The organism is Butyrivibrio sp. AE3004, from assembly GCF_000703165.1.
Classification (GTDB): domain Bacteria; phylum Bacillota; class Clostridia; order Lachnospirales; family Lachnospiraceae; genus Butyrivibrio.
In genome coordinates this window covers 2,038,248-2,057,449 of sequence record NZ_JNLQ01000002.1, presented here as the reverse complement: position 1 = coordinate 2,057,449, position 19,202 = coordinate 2,038,248, and the positions used below count along the sequence as shown (strand labels likewise).

The window sequence follows — 19,202 nt, the reverse complement described above, 5'->3', positions numbered from 1 at the left end:
GGGACATCATAAATGACAAACAGGCAAAAAATCTCTTTAATTGCAGCCTGTATTTCTTACGCGTTGACAGTTGCAGGATTTTTCTTTTTTAATACAACTGTTGTGTTACTTATGCTGATTATTTTTGCCATAAGTATGTGTGCGTTTGCTTATTCATGCTTCAAGATACGCAATGACTATACCGGAGCTGAACATCTTCAGCAGGAAATCGGTATTCTTACTGCTGAGAAGACACAGCTTAAAAATGATTATGAGACATTGATCAAGGAAAAAGATGAGGAGCTTGAAAAACGCCAGCTTACGATAGGGAGACTTGGTGATGATCTTGCTCTTGCGCAGATGTCTGTTAAAGAAGCAAAGGATGAGCTTGAAGAGTTTAAAGGAAACTCAGTTAAGGAAGGAGGAGAGTTTGACAGTCTTCTTCCGCCGGATGATGATGATACTGCCAATGTGGATATTATAGAAATTGCTAAAGCGGCGATAAATGAGCTTTCGGAGGCTGCAAAAAAAGTCGGTCTCAGAATAACTATATCAAGTGCATCCGAAAAGCTTATGGTACATGCTTCAAAAAAGAGACTGCTTATTATGTTTAGAAACATAATAGATAATTCCATTAAGTACATGCAGACTCAGGGAAATCTGGTAATAACTATTTCCACTATTGATAACGATATATTTATAGTACTGAAGGATACGGGAAAAGGACTTCCTGAAAATGAGACAAAGCATATATTTGAATTGAATTTCCAGGGGTCAAACAGAATCAGCGGAAACGGACTGGGGCTTACACAGGCAAAGGCCATTGTGGAACATTACGGGGGCACAATATATGCCAGAAGTCCTGAAGGCAACGGTATGGGAATTTATATACAGCTTCCGACAAACTGATTATTACTTAGACTAAAATTTTTTGCGTGAGGGTGGTATGAAAAACAATCAGAGAATTTTTCTTTTTTTATTTGCATTCTTTCTTGTTATAGGATTGGGCTCACTTATTATGCTATCTATGAGAGGTGATCTTAAGAAAAGGAACAGAGATTCCTACGGCGCAACTACCGCAGCTCTTGTTGATACTGTAGTAGGAGAAGATGTTCAGGAAAAAAATATAGAACCTAATATAACCAGGAATGAACAGGTTCTTGATGATGAAGAAGAAACACTTAATGAGGATGCTTCACAAACGGACGAAACGATAGAGGCTGAGGAAACTAAAGAACCTGAAAAAACTGAAGAGCCTGTAGTTGAAGAAACACCTGAAGAGCCAGAGCCAGAGAAGACTAAGACCAAAGCCGGGGTGAGATATTTTATGTATACTGTGGCTACGGAAAAAAATGCCCTGAGACTTAGAGGGGAGCCTTCGGAAAGTGCTCCTATTTTGAAGAAACTTAATAAATCAACCTCCGGCTATGTATTAAAACCCGGAAGTAAATGGTGCAAGATTATTACTGTGAATGGTTTGGAGGGATATCTTTCAACACAGTATTTGTCCCTTGAGGAGGTTCCTGAGAGTTACTTTCCTGCAGGATATGCAGAAAGGGTTGAGGCACCGGATGAAGAACTTCCTTACTGAGGCATCGAGGGGAAAATGCCATGACTTTCAATCTTGATGACAGACTTGGAAAAATGGTCAAAAAGGCCGAAAAGGAAAAAAAGTCTCCTGCCTTAGGCGAAGAAGAGGAAGAGACTTATTTATATGATGTAAGAAAGCCTGCTGAATTTATCAACAAAGGTGAAAACGATGTGTTTGATATTACAAAGCAGACAGGAATAGATACAAAAGAGAGTGTATTTGACAAGGAAGCGGTATTTAGGACTAAATAAATTATGTGGTTACAGATGAGGGGGGCTTTATGGGAAGCTACAAAGATACCACAAACAATAAACCATTTAGCGATTATCGTGAATACATGCAGTACATTTTTGACTGCGTTAACAGCTGCCTCGATGAATATATTTCAGAGATGAAGGTGACATTTGCAAACGGTGAAGGCGGTTATAAGAATGTACTTTACCCTGATATTGAGCTGGCAGGAGAGACCTGTAAGAACAGTCTGACTGCTTCATACAAAGAGCGATTTGAGGGGACTGCTGTAAAGAATGCTACAAAGAAAAGTGCTGACGTATCCGGGGATGAAGAGCATAAGAAGAGGGAACAGACATCATCTGCTGATAATACTGACGAAGATGATGAGGTTCTCTTAAGACTTCTTGCAAATTTGTCTGCTGAAGGTTCCAAAGAAAAGAAGGAAGAACAGGCTCCCGTATCTATATGGGATGAGGTTAAAGAAGACGCAGCACTTCCTGTTTTAAAAAGAATGCAGATCATAGATGAGAGAGCGGAGCTTACCTTGAAGGAAGGAATAGCTCTTCCTTTTTATGAATTATGCAAGAGATTGAATTTTGAACCGTTCACAAAGTTCTGCTTTGCCTGTGGCATACTATCGTCAACACAGACTGATTATGCCGGGGTATTTCACATAGTAAATGAAAATGTATCACTTTCGTCGCCCACGATAGAATCGGCAGCAAAGGTTTTCTTCGGGTCGGAATTTTCCATTACAAGAGCATATGGTGATATGAGTGCATGCCTTGAGCAGCTCCTTCCGGTGCTTCCACTCCAGGTTATGAACAGCATGCCTTTTTCAACGGTTGTATCTCCGGATAAGAGGATTATTGATTATCTGTTTGGAAGAAATCCTCTTCTTCTTGATGAGAATTACAATCGTTTTATTAATATGCTCACCGATGATAAGCCGCTTGATCCCGTATTGGCAAACGAAGGAATACTAAATGCCATGAAAATTTCATATTCCGACGGCATCAGGTTTTTCTATTATTATGGCGATGAAGGAAGCGGAAGAAGATTTTTCGTAAAACAGTTTTGTAATGAAAACGGACTTAAAGCGATTACGATTAACTGTAAAAAGCTGTTTAATTATGATTATTCATTTGTGGACAGGGCACTCTGGTCGGTTACAAGAGAATGCATTCTGGCAAAAGCCTGCTGCTGTCTCACGGAACTGTACTTCAGGGATGAAGCCAGGGAAAAATTTTTCGGGTATATGGATCTTGCTCTGGCAAGACTTACTGAGAGAAACATTCTTGTATTTGCAATGAGTAAGCTGTTTATTGATTTCAGAGAAGTTACAAGAGTGCAGTATACAGATCTTGAGCTGCCAACACCCAGTACGGGTGAGCGGCAGACCTGCTGGGAATACTTTTCAAAGGATTATACGCTTGCTGAGGATATAGATCTTCTGGAGATGGCAACCAAATTTCTCTTTACTCCGGGCAAGATTCATGATGCACTCGTTAAAGCAAAGGCTCTTTCAAACATGGCAAATGAGACTGCTATATCACGTGACTCTTTGTTTAAAGGCTGCTATGCGCAGATGAGCTCCGAGCTTACGCAAAAGGCAACCAAGATTGAAACAAAATTCACCTTCAAAGATATTGTCATGAATGCGACTCAAAAGGAAACTTTGCTTCATGCTATTGATCAGATGAATTTCAGAAAGCAGGTTTACGAGAATTGGAATTATACAACAAAGTATCCGTACGGACGAGGCCTGTCCATACTTTTATTCGGTGCACCGGGAACAGGAAAAACCATGTGTGCCCAGGTTATAGCCCGTGAACTGAATCTGGAATTATATCGTGTGGATCTTTCCAAGGTTATTGATAAATATGTGGGTGAAACCGAGAAATCAATTTCCATGATATTCAGGGAAGCTAAAAAATGTAATGTCGTTCTTTTCTTTGATGAATGTGATACGTTGTTTGCAAAGAGGTCCGATGACGGTGGAAGTAATCAGTCCTCAAATAATAATAAAACAGCCCTTCTTCTGCAGGAGGTTGAGGCCTATGATGGTGTATCGGTACTGGCAACCAACTATAAGCACAACATAGACCCGGCATTTTTCAGAAGAATGAAATATATTGTTGAATTCCAGTTCCCCGATCCTGATACAAGAGAGAGACTATGGAGAACAACAATACCGAAGGATACACCGCTCTCTGAGGATGTGGATATAAGATTCCTCGCTGAAAAGTTTGAGTTTGTAGGCGGTAATATAAAGAACTGTGTACTTAATGCTGCGTTCCTTGCGGCTGCAGATCCGGATTCGGACGGACAGGTGCACATGAAGCATTATCTCAATGCCGTAAAGTATGAATTCGTAAAAGTAGGAAAAGTATTTACAAAATCAGATTTTGAACCCTACGCAGAGGACGTAGGCCTGGCATAAGGACAAATGTTACATCCTTAGGCCAAAGAGGGGGAGTTTTTTTATGATCGGAAAACAATTCAAAAGCCTGAAAAACGGCGCAAAGAGAGTCTTTATCGGGCTTGTGGTTATATGCCTTGTTTCTACAAGTACCGGTATAGGTTCCATGTTTGCTTCTGCAGATGAGTATGAAGAACATTTGCATAATATATCCGCAACCGATAACGGTGACGGTACACATACCATTACCTGTGGGGTTGAGGGCTGCAGGGATTATCCCAAAACCGAAGCACATACGTATAACAGTGAAAATGTATGTCTTGTGTGCGGAAGCGTAATGGATGTTACACAAGCTGATGAATACAGTGACTCTTTATTATCGGATAACAATGAAGAGTTTCAGAATAGAAGAATCAATCCTTTTGACGAAGAAGGAAATGAGGATGCCTTAGATCCCGAAAATGAGGAATTTGAGAGAGGCATGGATCCCCGAAATAATGAAGAGGATCCTTTTGATCCAAATTCGGAGGAAAACACCAATACTGAGGGTCTGATTCCTGATCCTTCTGATACAGAAGAGGAAGCCGATGAGCCAAGTACAGATATCAATTCTCTGTATCCACTCGGTGAAGATGCACCAATAATATCCCTTCCTGATGCTTTGGCAGCTGATTTGCTTAAGTTTACTGCAGCAGAAGGGGTGAGCATTAATTCGTCAGGCGATATAGACTATGCAGAATCCTCATTTGGATTTACGTCAGATCCTTTCAGCATCAGCTTCAACGACACGATGTTGACAGAAGGAACAGATTATACAACAGACGTGGATAAGCTATCCATACCTTCAATACCGGAAGTCGGAAGTGAATATACTATCACTTATACGGGCTCGGGAAACTTCACAGGAACTATTACTAAGAAGATAGTTGTAAGTGATGTGACGATGTACTACAACGGTGTGAAAGAAAAGGAGAGCAGTTATGCGGGTAAGGTAGAGCTTTCTGCTGACGGTTATGAGATTAGCCTTTCAGAGGATGGAAGCTACACAAGTTCTCTTATTTACACTGAAGCCGGAATGACATCTCCTACTGTTTATCTTCAGAATTCCACAACAGGAAAAAAGGTAAAGCTTATCGCCTCTGCGATTGAAATAGGAGACCATGCTTTTACCGAGTTCTTTGACGAACCTCTGGAGGTTGCAACAGGACTTATATATAACACTGAGCCTCAGCTGATCTTGAAAAACATTGCAGACCCGGCTGTCGGAACTACCGGTGTGGATTCTGTTAAGCGAATTACCGATTTGCAGAGCTTTTATTTTACGGATGCCGGAATAGATTTAAATGTTACATACGAAATAGAATATACTTCGGGCACGGATACAAAGAAACTTTCGAAGGATTTTACGACTTCAATAAGCCCCAGAGAATTGAGCGACGAAGATATCACAGTTTCGATTGATGAAAATGTTCTCTACTTAGGCAATATTAACTACGAAAAGGTTACGAACTACAGTGATATTATATCCGTTACTTATAAAAGACCTTCGGGAGATACTTATAAGCTTGAAGAGGGTAAGGACTATGATATCGAGGTCCCGGATATACCAAATCCCGCAGCTGCTTCCACAGATGACAGCTATAAGCTGAGAATAAAAGGTAAGGGAAACTTTACCGGAGTGTTGGAAAAAGATGTTGTGGTTCCGCCGTTGGAAGTTACCTACAACAATGAAGCAGTAAAAAAGGATCTCTACGTTCAATCTGTAGTAATAAATCCTGTTGATCTGAATTATACTATTTCAACAGATCCGGGTGCAGCTTTTAAAAATTTTGTCAACTATGATAAGAAGGGCAAAAACCAGGAAGTAGTACTGTACTTTAAAAACAAAGAGACAGGCAAAACTATCATGCAAAAACTGCAGGATGTTTCCATTATATATCCTGAGCTTTTATATGACGGAAAACCCACTATGAGTTCATACTACGAGGGTAGTGTAAACCTTCGTGCTGATGACTTTAAAGTGACAAGGGTTGAGGAAACAAACGGAACTATTACAAAAGTTCAAGCCGAATACTACATTCGAAAAGTCATAGGAACCAATCAGAGCTTTACAATCTATTTCATGGATGCTTCCGGAATCGACACTGTGACAGAGATTCCGATTAAGGTTACAGGACTTGATATTTACATAGGAACCGATATCGGAGTTCTTTATAACGGCGGAAGCTATAAGGAATGGTTTAATACAGATGTCGAGATAACTGCACCGGGCTACATGCTCAGTATCCATGGCAGAGATGATTACGCTAAATCACTAAAGATAACGAATGAGGGTAAAAACTCATTATCGGTTGATTTTAAAAACTCTACTACGGTAAAGAATTATCAACTAAACATCAACATTGATAAACAGGCGCCTACCGGAAAAATAGTAGTAGATAAATACACAAGTAAGAAATTCAGAAAAAAGGATGAAACAGCATTTTGTACCGCAAAAGAAAAGACAATCAAAATTTCTCTTGAGGATGAGCTTTCGGGAAAAGATTACATTAAGTATTACATAAGTGATAAATTTTATTCATCCTTAGCTGAACTGAAAACTGCCACAGCTAATGATACGACCGCATGGAAGACCTATTCTTCAAAAAACAAACCTGTAATTACGGTTGATAAAAAGAATTATATTTATGCATTACTGTATGATAAGGCAGGAAATGAAACACCTATTTCAACAGGCGCAATAATATATGATACAGAAAAACCTGTTGTGGTATCCGCACTTATTACAAAGGACAAGGAAGGAAAAAGAGTTGCAGCCCTTGGCGGTACCGATGAGCTTAGCGGAATAGATTATTTCATCCTGTTCTACCGTGAAAAGGATAAGGAAGATATTTCCAAGCAGTACGACGTACCTACAAAGGAAGACGTCATGAAAACCGGTATCAGGATCAAGGTAACAGACTCAAAGGACAATGCCTATATTGCTGCATACGTTTTAAATGATCTTGATAAAACAAAGGAGTATGACTTCTTTGTAATGGCTGTCGATAAGGTGGAAAATACAAGTGAAATATTCAAAGCAGAGGTAGATAAGAAAGTTACGGAAGAAATTAAGGAGGAAGCAAAAAAGGCTGAAGGTAAGGATAAATCAGAAGGTCTTACCCCCGCACCAAACGGTATAGCAGGTGGCGGCGGAGGTGATGCGGGAAAGGGCACAGGCGAAGGCGGTGCAGGATCAGGATCGGGCGCAGGTGCAGGTGCAGGTGCAGGAGCAGGATCCGGAGGAGACGGCTCTAAATCATCCGGAGGTCAAGGCAAGGAAAATGGCAAGGGAACAGATGATAAATCCTCATCATCAGGAACATCAGGATCTGCCAAAGATATAATCGCAGAGAAGGAAATAAGCAGAGAGCCATACATTCTCAATGCGACAGGCAGTACCAAAATCGGTCCTATTGAAACAAGCGGTTGGAAAAACATTTCTTCTGAGATTGTTAAAGCCGATATCGGATCAATAATTGAAATTGAGATGAGCGGTATGTCAACAATTCCTCAGACATATCTGCAAAATCTGGCGGGAAGAAAAGATCTTGTAACCAGATATGAGATGGCAGATGATGTGAAGTGGGAAATCAGGGGCGGTGACATCCATACAGATACCTTAAGGGATATGGATATGGGTGTTATACTTGGAAGTAAGAACATTCCGGCTACAGTATTAAGTGAGGTTGTTTCAGTTTACCCACACGTGGAGTTTTCAACGAAGTCATCGGGAGATTTAGGATTTGACGCTACAATTTCAATTCCTGTAGGAGAGTCATACAGTGGAATGAATGCAACCCTGTATTACTATAACGAAGAGACTAAGGAACTTGTGAAAGATGTAGATACTCTGGTTAGTGGAGACGGATATGCCAGATTCCCTCTATCCCATCTTTCAGATTATACCGTGGTTATAAGTCAGGGTAAGATTGTTGATGAGGTGGAAGCGGGAGAAGGAGTAGGAACAGGAACCTCTGACACGATTTCTGCAATCGATGAACCGATGCAGCAGGAAATAGTCGGCAGTAACAACGTCAGACTTAATGATGTGCTTAGTATTTCCGGTTCGGAAACTACCTGGTTATTTATAATCGCATTCATAAGTGCTGTACTTTGTATAGGAATACTGCTTGTTCCGGGCTTTAAGGAAACAAAATACTAAAAACAAGAGAGAGGCTGTCACACTAGTGGCAGCCTTTACGTACAGCCCCAAGATATCCATGCGGAAATGTTTGTTTTCGTCTGCGTTGTGATTTCCATAAATTCAAAAACAGATAAATGCCTCATTTCATGTTATTCAGAGCAATCGGCATTTATCTGTTTTTTTATTTTGGAAATCATCGCCTCGTCCGAGAACTGCACATTTCCCAATGGACACCTTTGGGGCTGTCTATGAAAATTTGGATCCAAATTAACATCCACTTTGAAGTTTTCCGTAACAACAGAATATGACAAAATGCACAAAAAGAGTGTGGCGAATTTGTGATTCATAGCATAAAAATCACAAAAAAATATATTTTGGCAAAAATTTACAATTATTTTATAATATTTTGAAATTTTTGTACGATAATAGATACATAAGAAATTTCTTTACATTAAAGAGATTTTGTTGAGGGGGAAAAACAAATGAATAATGTAAGGACTGTACTTTTTAAGCTGCACTTTATCACTTGTCTGGTAGTAATGGTTTTTATCAGCAAAGGGATTACGGTGCGGGCTCAAACTGTAAACACAGGTGAGGTAGTTGCGTATATGAACGCACTGAGAGGTGAGCTGGGTCTCCCTGCTTTTACCGTGAATGATTCGCTAAACCAGTCGGCAGCGATCAGAGCAGGTGAACTGAAGACGAAATTTGCTCATACAAGACCGGATGGTAGTGCGTGGTATACGGTGGGTTCAGGAATCAACGGAGAGAACCTTGCCAGAGCTGATAAGGAAGAAGAAAAGGGTACGCTCAATATTCTGGCTGCCTGGTATCTTAGTCCTTCTCACAGGGCAAATCTTCTAAGCGGTTCCACCCAAATAGGCATTGCCTGCTACGAGGACGAGAATGGTATCGCCTACATAGCCTGTGAATTCAACTGAATATTGAAGATGAAAAAGGGTTTCTCTCCAGATGATTGATCGATCATCTGAGCGAAACCTTTTTTTCTTGCACATACTTATGAGACTTTATATATGTTCTTATAGTTTTTTTCAACAAAGTCATAATATACGAAGTTCGATTTTTGCTTTTTGCTGATCTTTTTTCATAGACAGCCCAGCCCCAAGTTATCCGTTTGGAAATGCGCAGTTCTCGGACGAGGATGATGATTTTCAAGATGAAGAAATGAATAGCGCTCGACTGTTTCGAACAACGCTGAGAGGAGAGCGCTATTCATTTATGAGTCTTAGAAAATCACACCACAGACGAAAACAAACATTTCCGAATGGATATCTAGGGGCTGGGCGTAATTAAAGACAGCAGCACTTTCTTTAATGAGATATTTATAAAAATATTATAACTAAATAGCGTTTTTTATGACATAATTAACGTATTAACAAATGCTTTAAACAGTATTATTTAGGACGAAGTGGGGAGAAAAAGTATGAAAAAGAATGATTTTGCAAAGCGTCCGCCTATGGGCTGGAACAGCTACGATTACTATGACACGAAGGTTACAGAGGCGGAAATAAAGGCCAATGCTGATTACATGGCCGAGCATCTTAAGGAATTCGGCTATGAATACATAGTAGTGGATATTGAGTGGTATTCTAACGATGCCGGAAGCAGAAGACAGGATTATCAGTACATTCCTTTTGGGGATGATGAGATGGACGAATTCGGAAGGTTTCAACCCTCGCCGAACAGATTTCCCTCATCAGCTGATGGCTCAGGCTTTAAGAATCTTGCTGATTATGTTCATTCCAAGGGACTTAAATTCGGAATTCACATCATGAGAGGAATACCGAGGCAGGCTGCTCATGACAGATGCAAAATACACGGAACGGATTTTACCTGTGACATTGCAGCTGATGCATGGTCAATCTGTGGCTGGAATCCTGATATGTACGGAGTAAGAGCAAATGAAGCAGGACAGGCTTACTATGATGATCTGATTGCAATGTATGCTGACTGGGGTGTTGATTTCATTAAATGTGATGATATCTGCGACAGCTTTTTATATCCTGATCACGGGCGAATTAAGTTCAGTGGTTACGAAGAAACAAAGATGATCCACAGGGCTATAGAGAAGACCGGAAGATCTATAGTACTGTCACTTTCTCCGGGACCTGCTCATGTGGACAGGGCGTTTTTCTATGAAGAAAATGCCAATATGTGGAGAATTACAGACGATTTCTGGGATGATTACAGACTTTTAAAGGAAATGTTCTATAGATGTGAGTCCTGGAACAAGCGTACATCAAGGGGGAATTATCCTGATTGTGATATGCTTCCGATAGGAATGGTCGGTTACGGCTTTGGAGATGAGAGAAGATCTAATTTTACAAATGATGAAATAAAGACCATGATGAGCCTATGGTGCCTGTTCGGTTCACCGCTCATGATAGGCGGCGAATTGACAAAGCTTGAAGAAATCGATGTAAAGCATCTTACCAATAAGGCGCTTTTGAAGGTGATGGACGGACATCACTATGGCGAACAGGTCAGAAGAACAGACAGTGAGGCAGTCTGGAAAAACAAGGATGAAGATAAAACTGAAATTCATGTAGGTTTATTTAATCTCAGTGACGAAGAGAAGGAAATAGAATTAGATTTAAAGGATCTTTATGAGGATGAAATCCTTGAAAATGCTATAGATATGACAGATGTGTGGGAAGGAAAAGTCGAAGCCTTTTCATACAAAAACGGTGATGCAATAAGAAAGACTGTTCCTGCGCATGGTGTAACAGTTTACAGAATAGGTTGATTCCCCCAAAAGGCAATAGACCGGAATACTCCCGGTAAAATCGGCATTTACAGATGAGGTGTTTGATGATAAGAAAGGTACTTACATTTACGCTCAGTTTAATATTGTCAACTTCCCTTATCGGCTGCGGTAACGAAGGAAATCCGGCGTTAGCGGAGGAAAAAAACAAAGGGGAAGGCGGATTTGTTGTATCCGAGGAAATGCAAAGCTTATCGGAAGATTATTTTTCGGAGGAAAAAGAGGATGAGGGCTTTGATTTATCAGGGATAGATACCACGGATCATGTGGTGATCACGTACCTTACGATTGGAGATAAGCCAAAAGGAAAAGCAGAGGAGAGACTTCATCAGACCATCGCAGAGTTAAATGAAATCCTTGATGAAAAGGTTAATGCAGAGCTAAATATAGAATTTATCGAATGGGATAATTTTCTTGAAAACTATAATAATAAGCTTGCGCTTATGGACGGAAGCATTGACCTTGTGGGAACATCCACCGACTGGCTTGAAGGCTGGCAGAATGTTAAAAAGGGGTGCTTTCTTCCGCTTACGGAAAGCATGTTAAGGCGGTATGCCCCCAGAACTTATGAAACCGTCATTCCCGAGCATTGGGACATGTGTAAATTTAACGACACGATATACTTTATGCCGGAGGACAATTATACACAGTGGACCAACCACGGATTTATCTACAGAATGGATTTTGCAAAGGAAGCAGGCTTGAAGGATGGTGTAAAAAGCTGGGATGATCTGACGGATTATTTTAAATATGTAATAGATAACCATAAGGAATTAAAGGTGCCCTGGGATGCGGATGGCACGCAGTACATAACCATGACGGATGGGTGGCTTAGTTCACACACGGATTTTATTCCAATCTATGGGCTGTGCAATTCGAATATGTTTGGCGGAAGCATTGATGATCCGTACACAATTTATGCACCTATCATGAAAGATACCGATGCTTACGTTGAATATGCGGAGCTTATGAAAAAATGGGACAGAATGGGAGTGTGGCCTTCAAATGTACTGACAAACACCGAAAATGATAACCGCTCCGAATACAGAAAAGGAATTGTGGCAGCAGAGCAGCATCATACTCAGACCTTTGCAAATATCTGCTCGGATAATGAGGAAAACCAGCTTTATATTGACAATCCTGATGCGAAGTCCGGCTTTTTCCCGTTTGGAATTGAAAATAACAATCTTATTGCCACCACGATCACGCATGGAGCCATGGCAGTTTCGGCTGCTTCCGATAATCCGGAGAGAGCACTTATGGTATATGATCTTTTACGAAATGACGTTGCCTGCTATAAGCTTCTCTGCTATGGAATAGAGGGAGTATCCTATATCATCAATGAAGAAGGACTAAGGGGAAAACCTGAAGGCTTTGATCCTGAGTGTGATAACATAAATGGCACCACAAATTTCTGGTGGGGCAGAAACGATTCTATTGAAATACGTGATGCAGAGACTAACTGGGATGTTATAGATGAAATATATTCCATATATGAAAAGAAAAAAACGGATTATCCCTATAGTCAGTTTGTTCCGGATGATTCCGAGATTTTGGCCAAGGTTGAAAAATGCAACCAGATATACAATGACTATATGCAAGAGATTAGTTACGGAAAGTACAACGGAACAGCTGAAAGTATTGTTTCCTCAATGCAGGAGGATCTTGCACTTGAGGGGATAGATGATATAATATCCGAACTCCAGATGCAGATTAATTCACTTTACAAATAATGAATACACATACTCTGTTGTTAATTTGCAACAGAAGTATGTGTATTTTTTAACTTTTAGCTTAAAATGTGCTTAAATGCATGTTTTTTTATTGAAAATATTGTGCAAAACGCTTAGAATGTGATTATAAATATTTAATAAATACAGGGGGAAATGATATGGCTCAAACTAATATGTTGGCTATGATCCTTGCCGGAGGCAGGGGAAGCCGTCTTCATGAGCTCACAAATAAGGTTGCAAAACCTGCAGTGGCATATGGCGGAAAATATCGTATAATCGACTTCCCGCTTAGCAATTGCGCTAACAGCGGAATAGATATAGTAGGAGTTCTTACACAGTATGAATCAGTTCTTCTGAACAGCTATGTTGCAGCCGGCGGACGCTGGGGACTTGATACCAAGGACAGTGGCGTATTTGTTCTTACACCTAGAGAAAAGGCTGATTCAGGACTTGATGTCTATCGTGGAACAGCGGATGCTATTTCTCAGAATATCGATTTCATCGATGCTTATGATCCGGAGTATTTGCTTGTTCTTTCCGGAGATCACATTTACAAAATGAATTATGACAAGATGCTCGATTTCCATAAGGCAAACAAAGCTGATGCTACAATTGCCGTAAGAGGCGTGCCTATTAAGGAGGCAAGTCGTTTCGGTATCATGAATACTGATAAGGACAAGCGCATTGTCGAATTTGAAGAAAAACCGGCAAAGCCGAAGAGTAATCTTGCATCAATGGGTATCTATATCTTTAACTGGAAGACTATGCGTAAGATGCTTATCGAGGATATGAAGAATCCTGATTCAAGTCATGACTTTGGTAAGGATTTTATCCCGGTTATGCTTAATGAAGGTAGGGCTCTTTATGCTTATGAGTTCTCAGGCTACTGGAAGGATGTAGGAACAATCGATTCTCTTTGGGAGGCTAATATGGACCTTCTGGAGAACAAGACAGAGCTTGATCTCGACGATACCTCATGGAAGATTTATTCAGAGGATACAGGTATGACACCTGCTTATATTGCAGAGTCTGCAAAGATTGACAGAGCATATATCAATCAGGGTGCGGCAATTGGCGGAGAGGTTAAAAATTCCGTTATCTTTTCAAGTGTTAAGATTGCTCCCGGTGCAAAGGTAATTGATTCCGTTCTTATGCCCGGTGCAACTGTTCTGGAAGGCGCAACAGTGACAAGAGCGCTTGTTGCCGATAATGTTCGTATTGGCAAAAATGCCAAGGTTGGTGATAAGAACAGTGAAGAGATTTTACTTGTTTCCAAAAATGTTAAGGGGGAGGAGAAATAATGGCAGGTAAAGCATTTGGTGTGATCAACTCCGCCGCAAACTATATCAGGGTAGAAGGACTTCACGATTACAGACCTATCGGAGCTTTTGCTTTCCTCGGACGTTTTCGTGTAATCGATTTCCCGATTTCAAATATGTCTAACAGCGGATTTGACAGAATCCATGTATATTTGAACAGCAGACCCCGCTCCATAGTAGAGCATATCAGATCGGGACGTCATTACAACATCAACTCAAAACGAGGCAAGATTCAGCTGATGTTCACACAGAACAACGGCGCAAGCTCAATCTATAATACAGATATCAGTGCTTATCTTGAGAATATCGAGCAGATAGAGCGTATGCCTCAGGACTATGTTGTTATTGCTCCAAGCTATATGGTATATAAACAGAATTATCAGGAGCTTATCGATACACATATCGAGTCGGGCACAGATATTACTGTTCTCTACCACAAGGTAGATAATGCTAAGGAATACTTCAGAGGTTGCAATTGCATCACTCTTAATAAGCAGAAGGGCGTTCAGAGCATTGAGCGCAATATGGGAACTGCAAAGGATAAGAACATCAGCATGGACACCTATGTTATGTCCAAGGAGATGTTTGTTTACCTGATAAACAAAGCTAAGAGAGAGTCATCGGCTTATTCACTTGCGGATATCATAGCTCTTCACTGCAATGATCTGGATGTAAGAGGATATCAGCACAAAGGATATTTTGCAGCAATCACAAGCCTTGATGATTATTACAAGGCAAACATGGAGCTCCTTCAGTATCCTGTGGCAATGGACTTCTTTAAGACTGACTGGCCGTTTTATACCAGAACAACAGATGCTTGTCCTTCCAAGTACTTCAGTGGCTCTAAGGTAACCAATTCACTGGTTTCAAATGCCTGCCTTATTGAAGGTACTGTAGAGAACTCGATCATCGGACGTAATGTTCACATAGGTAAGGGAGCAGTGATCAAGAATTCTATTATTCTTGCATACTCCGATATTGCTGATGGCGTATATGTTGAAAACGCTGTTGTCGACAAGTGGGCAGATATCAAGAATGTGAAGAAGGTAGTATCCACATCCTCCACACCTGCATACGTAAGACGAAACGACATTTTATAAAAAACAAGACTCCTGACAATGGAATTAAGTTTCCGATGTCAGGAGTTTTTTTACACATTCGCCAATCTTTGTGATATGATGTTTTCCGTAATGTTAATAGGACAATCATTTATCCGGAGGTTTTCATGGGCGGTTTTTTTGGTGTTGCTTCGCGTGAAAGCGCAGTTTTTGATCTTTTCTACGGAACAGATTATCATTCTCATCTTGGCACACGTCGTGCCGGTCTCGCAGTGTATGACAGAAAAAGAGGTTTTGATCGTGCTATACACAATATCGAGAGATCATATTTCAGACCAAAATTTGAAGAAGATATGTTAAGAATGGAGGGAAATCTCGGGATAGGTTGTATTTCGGATTTCGAGCCTCAGCCACTTATTGTAAGATCACACCACGGCACATATGCGATCACAACTGTTGGCAAGATCAACAATATTGAGGAGATAACAAATAAGCTTTTTGCTGATAACAGATCCCACTTCCTTGAGATGAGCGGTGGAGACATTAATCCGACAGAGCTTGTAGCATCGATAATCAATCAGAAGGTTACGATTGTCGAGGGAATCAGATATGCACAGGAGATTATAAAGGGATCCTTAACTCTGCTCCTCATGACTACAGAAGGCATCTATGCTGCGAGAGACAGATTCGGAAGGACTCCTGTGGAGATAGGCCACAAGGATGATGGATATTGTGTCTGCTTCGAGAGCTTTTCATATTTAAACCTGGGCTATGATCCTTACAGAGAACTGGGACCCGGAGAGATAGCATATATAACACCGGAGAGTGTTGAGATAGTTGCTCCTGCCTTTGATGAAATGCGAATCTGTACGTTCCTGTGGATATATTACGGATTCCCTGCATCAACCTATGAAGGACTTAGTGTTGAAGATATCAGATATGGCTGTGGTAAAAAGCTTGCACAGCGTGACATGCAAAGGGGCCTGCATCCCGATATTGTAGCAGGCGTACCGGATTCAGGTGTGGCACATGCAATCGGTTACTCAAATGCATCGGGAATACCATATTCAAGACCTTTTGTAAAATATACACCAACCTGGCCAAGATCCTTTATGCCTACAATTCAGTCAAGACGTGATCTTATTGCCAAGATGAAGCTGATTCCGGTAAACAAGCTTATAAATAATAAGAGCCTTCTTCTTATTGATGACTCTATTGTACGAGGAACACAGCTTAGGGAAACCACAGAATTTTTATATAAGAGCGGTGCAAAAGAAGTTCACATAAGACCTGCATGCCCGCCTCTTATCTACGGCTGTAAATATCTCAACTTCTCAAGATCGAACTCTGAAATGGAGCTTATCACAAGAAGAGTTATCGAGAAACTTGAAGGTTATCCAAAGCCCGGTGAAGAAACTGTAAGAAAATATACAGATCCCGATTCTCCTCAGTACGATGCTATGCTTGAAGAAATCAGAAAGGAACTCAATTTCACATCACTTCATTATCACAGACTTGATGACATGGTTGAAGCTATTCCTATAGAACCCTGTAAGCTTTGCACTTATTGTTGGAGTGGTAAGGAGTAAATCTAGAATTAATATAAGTTTCAATATCTGTTTTTCACAAGAATACTTGGAATTTTTTGACTACTTTCACCAAAAAGCGCATAAATAGTGAAAAATCAGACGTTTTTTCTCGGAAAAGGCTTGTTTTATGGCTTTTCGGGTGCTAGTATAGTCAATGTAGTCAAATTTTCTTATATTTGGAGGAAAACATTATGAACAAGACAGAATTAGTAGAAGCAATCGCAAAGGAGACCGGCCTTTCAAAGAAGGATTCTGAGAAGGCTGTTAAGGCTTTTGTTGATGTTGTTTCAAAGCAGCTTAAGAAGAAGGATAAAGTTCAGCTTGTTGGCTTTGGTACATTCGAGACAACAAAGAGAGCAGCTAGAACAGGTAAGAACCCTCAGACAGGCGAAAGCATCAAGATCCCTGCTTCTGTAGCTCCTAAGTTCAAGGCTGGTAAGGCTCTTAAAGATCTTGTTAATAAGAAATAATTAAACATTTTGAAGGACCGGTAGTCATCACAGACTACCGGTTTTTCTGTTTTTTGCAGTAAAAATGACACATAAGCGTGTAACCACAATATATTGTACTATGGGGATTGTGGATGTATAATTGTTGTGATTTGTTGTTTTTACAACTAAAAAAAGTTTTTGGGAATTATTTAGGGGATTGTATGAAAAAAGGTTTTAAAAATGTTGTCTTGTTTTCTTTGATGATTATATTCATCCTGGTTGATGGGTATATGATTTTTCATAATCTGGGGAAGGGATATCTGATACAGACAGATGAAGCATATCATGCGACCAATGCATATGAGATGTTTAAGCAGGGAAACTGGATAATTAATACATATCGATATGCGGCTGATTACTTTAATTCCAAGCCGCCCATCTGTCTTGACGCCATGGTGCTGTCTTTTAAGACCTTCGGAGTGAGTGCCTTTGCAGCAAGATTTCCGTCGGCACTATCAGGAATCCTTACCTGTGTTTTGATCTCATTGTTCCTTTATAAAAATAAAGGTGCTTTTTCAGCAGCGGTTTTCCCGGCTTTATTTGGAGCAAGCGCATCTTTCTTTACATTCCATATGTACAGAGCAGCTGAAATGGATGCTATGTACAATCTGTTCTTTACCGCAGCGATGCTTTCTCTGTACATGATGGCAGAGAGGTATGATTTAATGTATGTCTATGCACTGTTCCTCGGACTTGCATTTATGTGTAAGGGACCGCATGCCGCACTCATTTTTATAATAGGTCTGCTTTATATTCCTAAAATCAGAAAAGCATTCCTGTCTGTTAAAAGAGTTGCTTTATCCGCAGTTCTTGCAGCAGTTATTCCTGTGTTGTGGATGATAAAAAGATTTGCATTTGATGGCTTTGAACTTTTAAATGCGCTCTTTGTGGGAGAGGTAGTAGACAGAGTATCGTCTAAGGACCAGGAATATCTTCTCCCCATAACTGATTTTCTTTCCTCACAAACAGTAATTATTTTTGCGGTACTTCTTGTGGCAGCAATTATTTTTGCCGTTACCAGTGACAGACAAAATGCGGAAAAGAAGAATCTTATCAAAGAGTTTTTCAGTGATAATTATCTCTTCATAATATGGGCTGTGGTACCGGTAACCTTTTTTGCTTTGACACAAAGTTACCTCACCTGGTATACCTACACATCACAGCTTGCAATGTGTATTCTCACATCCAATCTTTTTGCATTCTGTGTAGATAATGCAAAAAAGAGGAAAGTGCTTGTAAACGCGGTGGTTACTGTAGCAGCAGCTGCGCTTTGCCTGTTTTTTATAACCCCAATCGTTAAGGCTGTAAACCTTGCGGGAACGGGCGGACATCCTGTAGATGAATTTGTGGAAGACGTTCAGGAATTTGCAGCTATGTATGGAGATGCATACGCTGGTAAGAATGCGTACCTTATTTCCGATTTCAGAATAAACAAAAAGGTATCGGACCATTGGGAGCCTGAATATGTTGCACCTGCTGAGATGTATCTTGATGTGATTCCGGTAGACGGAACGGTTGATAATTTCTTAAGTGACCCTGATTCCATTTTGATAATTGATAAGGATTTATGGGATGACTATGCGGGGGTACTGACAGGACATGTCATACTACATGATAATTCTTATCTTATTTTCAGCAATGATATGTATTGATCATACTGTTTTACCATGTTTTTGCCAGTATTCTCATTTATAAAAAGAATATTATAAATTTCATACTTTATTGTTTTGCTACTGATTTATCGTTAAAATAGTAATAGATTTTTGTTTGTAATATATGATTTTTTTTAGTCAGAAATAAACTCTTATAGATGAG

General features: G+C 40.2%; 13 protein-coding genes. All 13 read left to right on the top strand.

All coding sequences use genetic code 11. The features are described from left to right. The first annotated feature begins 12 nt into the window (after window positions 1-12). The 13 genes from BV60_RS0111965 to BV60_RS0111905 all read left to right on the top strand — a co-directional run bounded on the left by BV60_RS0111965 (window position 13) and on the right by BV60_RS0111905 (window position 19,039). Window positions 13-888 (top strand): sensor histidine kinase, encoded by an 876-nt coding sequence (locus BV60_RS0111965; RefSeq protein WP_029322082.1) that lies wholly within the window; start codon window positions 13-15, stop codon window positions 886-888. Between the two features lie 37 nt (window positions 889-925). Beyond that, window positions 926-1,570 (top strand): SH3 domain-containing protein, encoded by a 645-nt coding sequence (locus BV60_RS0111960; protein WP_029322081.1) that lies wholly within the window; start codon window positions 926-928, stop codon window positions 1,568-1,570. 20 nt (window positions 1,571-1,590) lie between these two features. After that, window positions 1,591-1,821, top strand: a complete 231-nt coding sequence (locus BV60_RS0111955; protein ID WP_029322079.1) for a hypothetical protein — start codon at window positions 1,591-1,593, stop codon at window positions 1,819-1,821. 29 nt (window positions 1,822-1,850) lie between these two features. Next, window positions 1,851-4,247 (top strand): ATP-binding protein, encoded by a 2,397-nt coding sequence (locus BV60_RS23825; RefSeq protein ID WP_029322077.1) that lies wholly within the window; start codon window positions 1,851-1,853, stop codon window positions 4,245-4,247. A 43-nt stretch (window positions 4,248-4,290) separates the two neighbouring features. Next, the gene (locus BV60_RS0111945) at window positions 4,291-8,430 is read left to right on the top strand and encodes a hypothetical protein (RefSeq protein ID WP_029322075.1); all 4,140 of its coding nucleotides are present in this window, start codon (window positions 4,291-4,293) and stop codon (window positions 8,428-8,430) included. Between the two features lie 464 nt (window positions 8,431-8,894). After that, entirely contained in the window at window positions 8,895-9,353 is a 459-nt protein-coding gene (locus tag BV60_RS22030; protein ID WP_051656695.1) for a CAP domain-containing protein, read from the top strand. 503 nt (window positions 9,354-9,856) lie between these two features. Continuing rightward, window positions 9,857-11,179, top strand: a complete 1,323-nt coding sequence (locus tag BV60_RS0111935) for a glycoside hydrolase family 27 protein (protein ID WP_029322071.1) — start codon at window positions 9,857-9,859, stop codon at window positions 11,177-11,179. A gap of 65 nt (window positions 11,180-11,244) precedes the next feature. Beyond that, complete coding sequence (locus BV60_RS0111930) at window positions 11,245-12,930, top strand: extracellular solute-binding protein (RefSeq protein ID WP_051656694.1); 1,686 nt, start codon at window positions 11,245-11,247, stop codon at window positions 12,928-12,930. Between the two features lie 158 nt (window positions 12,931-13,088). Next, complete coding sequence (locus BV60_RS0111925; protein WP_029322067.1) at window positions 13,089-14,231, top strand: glucose-1-phosphate adenylyltransferase; 1,143 nt, start codon at window positions 13,089-13,091, stop codon at window positions 14,229-14,231. Beyond that, a complete protein-coding gene (gene glgD, locus BV60_RS0111920; RefSeq protein WP_029322065.1) occupies window positions 14,231-15,349 on the top strand; it encodes a glucose-1-phosphate adenylyltransferase subunit GlgD in 1,119 nt (372 codons plus the stop codon). Before BV60_RS0111925 ends, glgD begins: the two co-directional genes overlap by 1 nt. 125 nt (window positions 15,350-15,474) lie before the next feature. Next, on the top strand, window positions 15,475-16,896 hold the full coding sequence (locus BV60_RS0111915; RefSeq protein WP_029322063.1) for an amidophosphoribosyltransferase: 1,422 nt from the start codon (window positions 15,475-15,477) through the stop codon (window positions 16,894-16,896). A gap of 191 nt (window positions 16,897-17,087) precedes the next feature. Then, window positions 17,088-17,366 carry an HU family DNA-binding protein gene (locus tag BV60_RS0111910; protein ID WP_022761419.1) on the top strand — a complete coding sequence of 93 codons (279 nt, stop codon included), beginning with the start codon at window positions 17,088-17,090 and terminating at the stop codon, window positions 17,364-17,366. Between the two features lie 182 nt (window positions 17,367-17,548). Further along, a complete protein-coding gene (locus BV60_RS0111905) occupies window positions 17,549-19,039 on the top strand; it encodes an ArnT family glycosyltransferase (RefSeq protein WP_029322061.1) in 1,491 nt (496 codons plus the stop codon). Window positions 19,040-19,202: the final 163 nt, after the last annotated feature.